General features: G+C 69.5%; 8 protein-coding genes. 2 read left to right on the top strand and 6 right to left on the bottom strand.

All coding sequences use genetic code 11. The features are described 5' to 3' along the window. The coding region (locus tag G3N62_RS32745) for a glycosyltransferase (protein WP_206141437.1) at nt 1-825 on the top strand (825 nt) is incomplete at its 5' end. A 17-nt stretch (nt 826-842) separates the two neighbouring features. Here G3N62_RS32745 and G3N62_RS32740 read toward each other — a convergent pair. Further along, nucleotides 843-2,210, bottom strand: coding sequence for a sigma-54 dependent transcriptional regulator (locus G3N62_RS32740; RefSeq protein WP_034189967.1), 1,368 nt, complete (start codon nt 2,208-2,210; stop codon nt 843-845). Between the two features lie 351 nt (nt 2,211-2,561). Between G3N62_RS32740 and G3N62_RS32735 the strand changes: the two genes are divergently transcribed. After that, nucleotides 2,562-3,590, top strand: a complete 1,029-nt coding sequence (locus tag G3N62_RS32735; protein ID WP_034189966.1) for a sigma-54 dependent transcriptional regulator — start codon at nt 2,562-2,564, stop codon at nt 3,588-3,590. Nucleotides 3,591-3,600: 10 nt separating this feature from the next. Here G3N62_RS32735 and G3N62_RS32730 read toward each other — a convergent pair whose 3' ends face one another. From G3N62_RS32730 to G3N62_RS32710, 5 genes are all read right to left on the bottom strand, one after another. Beyond that, nucleotides 3,601-4,551 carry a glycosyltransferase family 4 protein gene (locus tag G3N62_RS32730; RefSeq protein ID WP_124669550.1) on the bottom strand — a complete coding sequence of 317 codons (951 nt, stop codon included), beginning with the start codon at nt 4,549-4,551 and terminating at the stop codon, nt 3,601-3,603. After that, nucleotides 4,541-5,629, bottom strand: a complete 1,089-nt coding sequence (locus tag G3N62_RS32725; protein ID WP_124669551.1) for a glycosyltransferase family 9 protein — start codon at nt 5,627-5,629, stop codon at nt 4,541-4,543. Before G3N62_RS32725 ends, G3N62_RS32730 begins: the two co-directional genes overlap by 11 nt. Then, a complete protein-coding gene (locus G3N62_RS32720) occupies nt 5,626-6,627 on the bottom strand; it encodes a glycosyltransferase (RefSeq protein WP_124669552.1) in 1,002 nt (333 codons plus the stop codon). Before G3N62_RS32720 ends, G3N62_RS32725 begins: the two co-directional genes overlap by 4 nt. After that, the gene (locus G3N62_RS32715) at nt 6,624-8,369 is read right to left on the bottom strand and encodes a carbamoyltransferase C-terminal domain-containing protein (protein WP_069705788.1); all 1,746 of its coding nucleotides are present in this window, start codon (nt 8,367-8,369) and stop codon (nt 6,624-6,626) included. Before G3N62_RS32715 ends, G3N62_RS32720 begins: the two co-directional genes overlap by 4 nt. Nucleotides 8,370-8,372: 3 nt before the next feature. Further along, nucleotides 8,373-8,978: glycosyltransferase family 9 protein (locus tag G3N62_RS32710; RefSeq protein ID WP_241013269.1), on the bottom strand; the 606-nt coding region annotated here is incomplete at its 5' end.

The following is an 8,978-nucleotide window of genomic DNA, read 5'->3' as shown; positions in this document are numbered from 1 at the left end:
CTCGCGCGCACGCTGGCGCGACTCACCGCGCTGCCCGACCGGCCGGCGATCGTCGTCGTCGACAATGCGTCGGACCACGAGACGGCCGCGCTGATTCGCGACCGCTTCGCGCACGCGACGCTCGTGCATGCGCCGGCCAATCTCGGGGCCGCCGGCCGCAATCTCGGCGCGGCCGTCGCGCGCACGCGCCACGTCGCGTTCTGCGACGACGACACGTGGTGGGCGCCCGGTTCGATCGCCGAAGCCGCGAACCTGCTCGATGCGTATCCGCACGTCGCGGCCGTCACGGCGCGCGTGCTGGTTGGCCCCGCACAGCGCGAGGACCCGACCTGTCGGACGATGGCCGACAGCCCGCTCGACGCCCCCGTCGCGCTGCCCGGCCGCCCGATCCTCGGGCTGCTGGCCGGCGCGACCGCATTCCGGCGCGACGCGTTCGTGCAAGCCGGCGGCTATCACCCGCGCTACTTCCTCGGCGGCGAGGAAGCGCTGCTCGCGTTCGACCTGTACGGTGCCGGCCACTGGCTCGTGTATGCGTCTCATCTCACGGTGCATCACTACCCGTCGCCGCGCCGGGACGGGCCGGCACGCGCCAGCGTCGCCGCCCGCAACGCGGTGTGGACCGCATGGCTCCGGTGGCCGGCCGCGCCAGCATGGCTGCACACCGTGCGCCGGCTGCCGCTGCTGCGCCGCGAACGCGCGATCGCGCGCACGTTCGCCGGCCTGCCGTGGATCCTGCGCGAACGGCGTGCGATCGCGCCGCAGATCGAACGCATGCGCCGCCGTCTCGATCGCGAGACGCGTCGTGATACGGGAACGGGAGCATGAGCGCGATCGCGACGGCATCAGGAATCCGGTTTTTCCGCTTCGTCTTCCAGTTGCGCGAGCCGGTTGTAGATCGTCTTCAGGCTGACGTCGAGCACCTCGGCCGCCTGCGCCTTCACGCCGCCGCACTGGGCGATCGTGCCGAGGATCAGCTTGCGGTCGACTTCCTCGAGCGGCGTGCCGAACGGCACCGTCACGCGATCCTCGTGCGAATCGACCATGTTCGACAGCTCGTCCATGATCGGCGGCGGCAGCGTGTCGATCACGTCGCCATCGGTGAAGATGCTCGCGCGCTGCACGAAGTTGCGCAGCTCACGCACGTTGCCGGGCCACTCGTAGGTCTTCAGCGCTTCGCGCGCGGCCGGCGCGAAACGCAGGTTGCGGCCGCTTTCCTCGTTGTAGCGCTGCAGGAACGCATCCGCGAGCATCGGGATGTCGTCGCCGCGCTCGCGCAGCGACGGCAGCGGAATCGGGAACACGTTGATCCGGTGGAACAGGTCGGGCCGCAGTTTGCCGTCCGCCATCGCGGCTTCCGGATCGCGGTTCGTCGCGGCAACGATGCGCACGTCGACGTCGATCTCGCGCGTCGAGCCGAGTCGCGTGAGGCGGCCCGTTTCCAGCACGCGCAACAGCTTGACCTGCGACTCGAGCGGCATTTCGGTGATCTCGTCGAGAAACAGCGTGCCGCCGTCCGCGCGTTCGAAGAAGCCCTTGTGCTGGCGCTCCGCGCCGGTGAAGCTGCCGCGGTCGTGGCCGAACATCTCGCTCTCGACGAGGTTCGCGGCGATCGCGCCGCAGTTCACCGCGAGGAACGGACCGCGGCGGCGCAGGCTCAGGTCGTGCACGGTCTGCGCGGCGAGTTCCTTGCCGGTGCCCGATTCGCCGGTGAGCAGGACCGACGCCTCGGTGCGCGCCACACGCCCGATCGCGTCGTAGACGGCCTGCATCGCGGGCGAACTGCCGAGCATGCGGCCGAAGCGGCCGAGGCGCTTCAGCTCCGAGCGCAGCTCCGCGATTTCCTCGTGCAGCGCGGTCGTGCGCGGCACGCGCGCAAAGATGCTGTTCAGCCGCTGCATGTTGAGCGGCTTCACCAGATAGTCGGTCGCGCCGCGCCGCAATGCGTCGATCGCGGTTTCCAGGCTCGCGTGGCCGGTGGTCAACACCATTTCGCAATGCGCGCGCTTGGGCAACGCGTCGAACAGATCCATGCCGTTGCCGTCCGGCAGCACGAGATCGCACAGCACGAGATCGGGCGTATTCGTCGAGACCAGCGTACGCGCCTCTTCGAGCGTGGCCGCCGTATCGCACGCAAGCTGCTGCGTGCGCGCAAGCGTGGCCAGCATCGTTCGCGTATCGGCATCGTCTTCGACGATCAGGACATATGGCATCGAGGCTCCTTGAAATGCGGCCCGGCGCGATCGTCGGCCGGCACCGCGACAGGTACGGCGCAAAACGCGCCGCCGCGCAGGCCGCGGCGGCGCGTTTTGCGCCGTACGCGAACGGGCAGACAAGCTGTCCTGCACTGACAAACAAGTGCTTAGGCAGTATAGAAGAACGAGGTTGCGCATTCGTCGTTCATCTAATAAATCTATCTGTCGACGCTACCTGCATTGCCAGATTCAATGCCGCGAAATTGGCACAAAATGTATCCTCGATACATGAAAAACGACGTGTGCCACGTCATTTTTTCATCCAGCTTCGACGCATTCGGTCATATTTTCCCAATTCGATCTCACATCATGTCGAAATCAGTCGATGAGGGTGCACGTCTGTTCGGTCGCTCGCGTACGATTCAGGATCTGTTGTTGAAGGTATCGCGCGTGGCGGCGACGCGCATCAGCGTATTGATCGTCGGCGAAAGCGGTGCCGGAAAGGACATCGTCGCGCGGCTCATTCACGACATGAGCCCGCGCCGGCGCGGGCCATTCGTCCCCGTGAACTGCGGCGCGATACCGCACGACATCGCGGAATCGCAATTGTTCGGCCACGAAAAAGGCAGCTTCACGGGCGCCATTTCGCAGCACGTGGGCATGTTCGAAGCCGCACGCGGCGGCACGCTGTTTCTCGACGAGATCGCCGAAATGCCGGCCGAGCTGCAGGTCAAGCTGCTGCGCACGCTGGAGACGAACACGATCGTGCGCGTGGGCGGCCACGAGCCGGTTCCGCTCGACGTGCGGATCGTCGCGGCCACCCATCACGATCCCGTCGAGGCGCTGCGCACCGGGCGGCTGCGCGAGGACCTGTTCTACCGGATCGCGCCGGTCGCGCTGCATGTGCCCGCGCTCAGGCAGCGCGAGGACGATGTCGGCGATATCGCGCTGCAGATCGTCGAACGACTGAATGCGCGGCACCGTACGCGAAAGCGGCTGTCCACGCAGGCGATGAAGGCGTTGCGCGCGTATACGTGGCCCGGCAACGTGCGCGAGCTGCGCAACGCGCTGGAGCGCGCGTTCATCCTTGCCGACGAGCAGATCGAACTGCAGTTGCCGCGCCGCCAGCCGCCGCGCGAGGAGGTGCGTCACAACGCGATGACGCTGCATATCGGCACGACGCTCGCGCATACGCAGCAGCGCTTCATCGTCGCGTCGCTGCGGCACTTCAACGGCGACAAGCCGCGCACCGCGAAGGCGCTCGGCATCAGCCTGAAGACGCTGTACAACCGCCTCGCGCTGCTGCCCGAACACGAGCGCAATGCGGTCAGCGGCGGCGCATATCAGCCGAATCCAAACGGCAGCAGCGCGCCCGATTCGCCCGCCGCGAACCCGTAAGCGGCGCGCGTCACGCGGTCACATCGCGCAGCGCCGCGTCCCAGTCGCGCGCGAACCGTTCGATGCCGAAGCGTTCGCAGGCGTCGCGGCGCGCAGCCGCGCCCCACTCGCGCGCGAGTTCCGGCTCGCGGATCAGCATGCGCATCGCATCGACCAGCACGCTCAATCGCGTATCGGCCACGCCGTTGAAGCCGCTCCGGACGAGCTGCGCCATCTCGGTCGTCGCGAGCGCGACGATCGGCAGCCCGACCATCATCGCCTCGATCACCGCGAGCCCGAGGCTCGTGTAGCGGATCGGGTTGAAGAAGAACCGGTAGTGCGACAGGAACTGCGGCAGCGCCGGGTTCGGCACCTCGCCGATCCCGCCGAGTTCGGCCGACCCCATCCCGACCAGGTCGATCGGCACGCTGTGACGCACGGCCTCGAACAGGTCCGCGCCGAGGCGCCGGCCGCGCCGCGCGAGATGGTTCACCACCGTCACGCCCTTCGGCAGCGTGCCGCGATACTCGACGCCCTCGGGCGTCGGCACGCCATGCTCGATCACGCGCGTCGGCGTCACGCCGCTGTCCCACATCAGCGCGTTGAACGCCGTCACGTGCACGAGCAACACGTTCGGGTCCTGCACCGGGTGCAGCGTGTCGGTCGGATGCTCGCGCGGCGGATCGTGCTCGACGAACAGCGTCGGCAGCGCACGCTGCGCGTCGCTCAGCAGCCGCAGGCGGTCGTGCCGGTAATGATTCGCATGCTGGTACAGCACGCAGTCGAATTCGGTGTCGCGCACGCACTCGACCGGCACCTCGTGCACGTTGTCGCCCCACGGCAGGTGCCCGACCCGGCCCGCATAGCCGGGCGGATGCTGCGGCTTCGTCACGAGGTAGAAGTCGTGCGGCGCGTGCGACAGGTAATACAGGTAGTTGCCATGCACGTGCCAGGTCAGCACGCGCAACCGCTTACGTGACATGACGTCTCTCCTTCGCGAGCAGGTCGCCCGCCTGGCCGATCACGTCGCCGACGCCAATGGCCGTCGCGCATTCGTGCCCGTACGGGCAGGTGTCGAACATACAGGGCCGGCACGCCGGATAATTGGCGAGCACGCGATGGCGCGCGCCGTCGAGCGGCGCCCAGCGTGCGGTATCGCTGCCGCACGCGACGACGACGCTCGGCGTGCCGAGCGCCGCCGCGATATGCGACACGCCCGTGTCGTTGCACAACAGCAGCCGCGCGCGGGCGATCAAGGCCGCGAGCGCACCGAGCGGCGTGCGCCCGCACAGGTTCACGCACGGCCGCGCGAGGCGCTCGGCGAATGCGCCGGCCAGCGCCATTTCCGCGCGCGTGCCGGTCAGCACGACCTGCCAGCCGTCGTCGGCAAGCTGCCGCGCGGCAAGCGCGAAGCGTTCGACCGGCCAGCGCCGCGACGCCATCCGCGCGCCGGGATGGACGATCACGTAGCGCCCCGGATCGAGTGCGTGTTCGTCGCTGAGTACCTGCCACAGCGCATGGTCGAGGCCGCCAAGCGGGAATTCGAGGTGGTCGCCGCGATCCGCGTAGCCGAGCTTGCGGGTGAGCGCCAGGTAGCGCGTCACTTCCGGTTCGTCGTCGCGCCACGCGAGCGCGCAATCGAGCACGGTCGTGCCGCCGTCGGCCGGCACGAAACCGGCCGTGCGCATCGCGCCGAGCGACGCGACGATCGCGTTCGTGTGCGCGCCGCTGCCGTGCAGCTGAATCGCGAGGTCGAAGTCGCGCGAACGGCATTCGGCGACGAACGCCTCGCGCGTGGCCGCGTCGGGTTCGGGCTGCTCGGCGAGCCCGGGCGCGCCTGGAAACGCGATGAAGCCGTCGATGTAGTCCGAGAAGCGCGACGCGAACTCGCGCGCCCACGGCAGGCCGATCAGCGTGATGCGCGCATCGGGCTCGCCGTGCCGCAGCGCGCGCAACGCGGGCACCGCGCACAGCATGTCGCCGAGCTGCAGCGCGCGAAATACCGCGATCCGCCTCGGGCCGCGCGCGCTGCCGGCGTCGAAACCGTGGTCGAGCATCATAGGAAGAGCACCCGAAAATGCAGCGCCCCTCGCATGCGCCAGTACACCGACACCGGCGGAATCGCGATGGACGTGACGATCATCTCCGCGACGTGCGACGGCGTGAGCTGCGTGCCGCGCAATCGCTTCACGCAGAACGCCGCGGTGATCACGGCCCAGCCGGCGGCGCACGCCGCGCCCGGCGCCGGCCATCCGGCCGCGAAACACGCGATCGCGCCGAGTGCCGCCAGCACGGCCGCGTAGTAGTGCCACGGCGGCACCGGCCGGATGTGGCGCCGGTAGGTCGCGCGATGCTTCTTGTACAGCAGCGCGTCGAAATACACCTTCGACTGCTGGCCGACGCTGGCCCCCCAGTGCGCGGGACGCACCGGATGCACGATGCGCGCGGCGTCGGCGCCGACGATCGGCCCCGCATGCTCGCGCAGCGCGAACATCAGGTCCGCATCCTCGCGCCACGCGCGCGTGAAGCGTTCGTCGAAGCCGCCCACCCGCTCGAGCGCCGCGCGACGCACGAAGCAGTTCGCGGTCGCGAATTCCGCGTGCGCAAGGCCGGCCGCGTCGCGTTCGTAGTCGGTCGGACACGGCCGCAGCGGCACGTCGATGCGGCCGGCCGCGGCGGCCGCCGACGGCTCGGCGAGCAGCGCGGCCGCACCGTGGCGCAGCCACGTCGGGTCGGGAATCGTGTCGTCGTCGGTGAAGGCGATCAATGCGCCGCACGCGCTGCGCCAGCCGACGTTGCGCGCGCCGGCCGGCCCCTGCGTGTCTGGCGCGGTCATGTAGCGGATCACCGGCACGTCGGTCACGCGTGCGCGGCACGCGTCGACGACGGGGCGCGCGCTGCCGGCCGGATCGTCGTCCACGACGACGATCTCGTAGGTGGTCGGGTCGAACACCTGCACGCAAAGCGCGTCAAGGCAGCGTTCGAGCAGGTCGGGCCGCCGGTAGGTCGGCACGACGACCGACACCACGGGCGGCAGGTGCGTGGCGCGCGCGTTCATCTCGGCTTCTCCAGCAGGAACGGGCCGATCACGAGCGCGTCGAGCGGCGACGTCCAGAAGCATTCGATCGCATCGCGCGGCGTGCAAACGATCGGCTCGCCGCGCGTATTGAACGACGTGTTGACGAGCACCGGCACGCCGGTGAGCGCATCGAACTCGGTCAGCAGCGCATGCAGCAGCGGATGCTGCCGCTCGTCGACGGTCTGCACGCGCGCGGTGCCGTCGGTGTGACGCACGGCCGGAATCCGCGCGGCGCGTTCGGGCACGACGTCGTAGACGAACAGCATGAACGGCGCGCGCAGCGGCGTCTGCCGGCCGCCGGCGAACCAGTGATGCGCGCGGCTTTCGAGCACCACCGGCGCGACCGGCCGGAAGTCCTCGCGATCCTTGATCCGGTTCAGCTTGTGCTGCATGTCCGGGTCGATCGGCGACGCGAGGATCGAGCGTGCGCCGAGCGCGCGCGGGCCGAACTCCATGCGCCCCTGGAACCAGCCGATCACACGGTTCTCCGCGAGCAGCGCGGCCGTCTGCGCGGCGACGTCGGCGAGCCGCCGGTACGGCAGCTGCGCGTCCTTCAGGAACGCCTCGATCGCGTCATCGCCGTACGACGGCCCGAGATACGCATGATCCATCCGCCAGCCGCCGCGCTCGCCGCGCATCCGGAAGTCGGTCCACAACGCCGCGCCGAGCGCCGTGCCCGCATCGCCCGCGGCCGGCTGCACCCAGACCTCGTCGAACGGGCCGCGATCGCGGATCTTCGCGTTCATCACGCAGTTCAGCGCGACGCCGCCCGCCATCGCGAGCTGCCGCTCGCCCGTCTCGGCGGCCAGCCAGTCGACCGCCTGCAGCGTCGTTTCCTCGAGCACGAGCTGCAACGCATGCGCGATGTCGTAATGATGCGGCTCGATCGGGCCGCCGCGTTCACGCGGCGCGCCGAACAGCGCAACCAGATCGGCATCGGCCACGTCGTAGCGCCCTTCGCCGCGATACCGCACCAGTTGGCGCATCGCGTCGGCGAATACCGGCTTGCCGTACGACGCGAGCGCCATCACCTTGTATTCGTCGGACGAGTGCAGGAAGCCGAGATGGCGGGTCAGGCGCTCGTACAGCAGCCCGAGCGAGTGCGGCAGGTTCACCTGCCCGAGCCGCCGGTAGCTGCGGCCGTCGAATACGCCGTAGCTGGTCGTCGCCCGCTCGCCGCGCCCGTCCATCGTCATCACCGCGCAGCGCCCGAACGGCGCCGCGAGAAACGCGCTCGCCTCGTGCGCGAGATGGTGCTCGACGAAATGCCAGCGAAACGGTCCGTCGTGCGTGACACCGCGAAAACGCCGCTGCAGATGATGCGGCGCGCCGCCCGCGAGCTGGCGCGGCGCGTTGACGATCGACGACAGGAACAGCGGATGCCAAGGCGACGCGCCGTCGTCGCGCGGCGCGTGCGCGGACGGCGACAGCGGCAACGTCAGCACCGGCGGGCCGCCCTCGCGGTCGAGTTCGAGCCACGGGTCGTACGAATACGCGACGTGATCGACGTCCGCCAGCGTGATGCCGGCCTCGTCCAGACAATAGTCGATCGCGTGGTAAGGCAGCTCCCAGGTCGAGAACGGCACCGGGCGCTTCGCGTGCTTCACGTGCGTGAAGCGTTCGTCCTCGGCCGCCGCGATCACGACGCCGTCGCGCACGATGCACGCGGCGCTGTCGTGGAACGCGGCATTGATGCCGAGCGTATGGATCGGGTCTGGCATGCGTCAGTTCCTCGTGATGACGTGCGCGAACGGAATCACGTTCGATGCGGACATCGCGACCGGCTCGGCGCCGCGTGCGGCGGCCCGTGCGGCCGTGCGTTGCGCATGGCGCGCGCGGTCGTGCAGCAGCGTGTGCACGGCGGCCACCACATCGTCGACCCGCACGCCGAGCAGGCATGGATGGCCCGGCTGGTTGCATGTGCTGCGGTAGCAGTTGCGGCACGGGACGTCGACGTTCAGCACGCGGTGCGGCACGCGCCACGGCGTGTGCTGCGGATTGGTCAGCGCGTACAGGTCGACGACCGGCGTGCCGAGCGCGGCCGCGAGATGCACGGGGCCGCTGTTGTTCGACAGCAGCAGGTCGGCCCTCTCGATCAGCGCGCCGAGCTCGCCGAGCGGCAATGCGCCCGCCAGCGGCACCGCGCGCGGCCCGGCGCGTTCGCACACCGTGTCGATCAGCGCGCGTTCGCCCGCACTGCCCGTCACCGCGATGCCGTCGAACAGCGGCGAGATCGTCCGGTCGGACGTTAGGGCAAGAGGGGTAAGGTCAAGGTAGAGCCCCGCGGTCGGCTTATAAGGCAAAAGACAGCATGTCCTGCGTGCACCGGC

The organism is Burkholderia sp. Tr-20355 (genome assembly GCF_017104685.1).
GTDB lineage: Bacteria > Pseudomonadota > Gammaproteobacteria > Burkholderiales > Burkholderiaceae > Burkholderia > Burkholderia seminalis.
Note: the sequence above shows the minus strand (reverse complement) of the source record. Positions and strands in the feature narration are given on the sequence as shown.

Coding starts and splice junctions, on each gene's coding strand:
- G3N62_RS32740 (WP_034189967.1), bottom strand. CDS start 2,210: ATGCCATATGTCCTGATCGTCGAAGACGATGCCGATACGCGAACGATG.
- G3N62_RS32720 (WP_124669552.1), bottom strand. CDS start 6,627: ATGAACGCGCGCGCCACGCACCTGCCGCCCGTGGTGTCGGTCGTCGTG.
- G3N62_RS32725 (WP_124669551.1), bottom strand. CDS start 5,629: ATGATGCTCGACCACGGTTTCGACGCCGGCAGCGCGCGCGGCCCGAGG.
- G3N62_RS32730 (WP_124669550.1), bottom strand. CDS start 4,551: ATGTCACGTAAGCGGTTGCGCGTGCTGACCTGGCACGTGCATGGCAAC.
- G3N62_RS32715 (WP_069705788.1), bottom strand. CDS start 8,369: ATGCCAGACCCGATCCATACGCTCGGCATCAATGCCGCGTTCCACGAC.
- G3N62_RS32735 (WP_034189966.1), top strand. CDS start 2,562: ATGTCGAAATCAGTCGATGAGGGTGCACGTCTGTTCGGTCGCTCGCGT.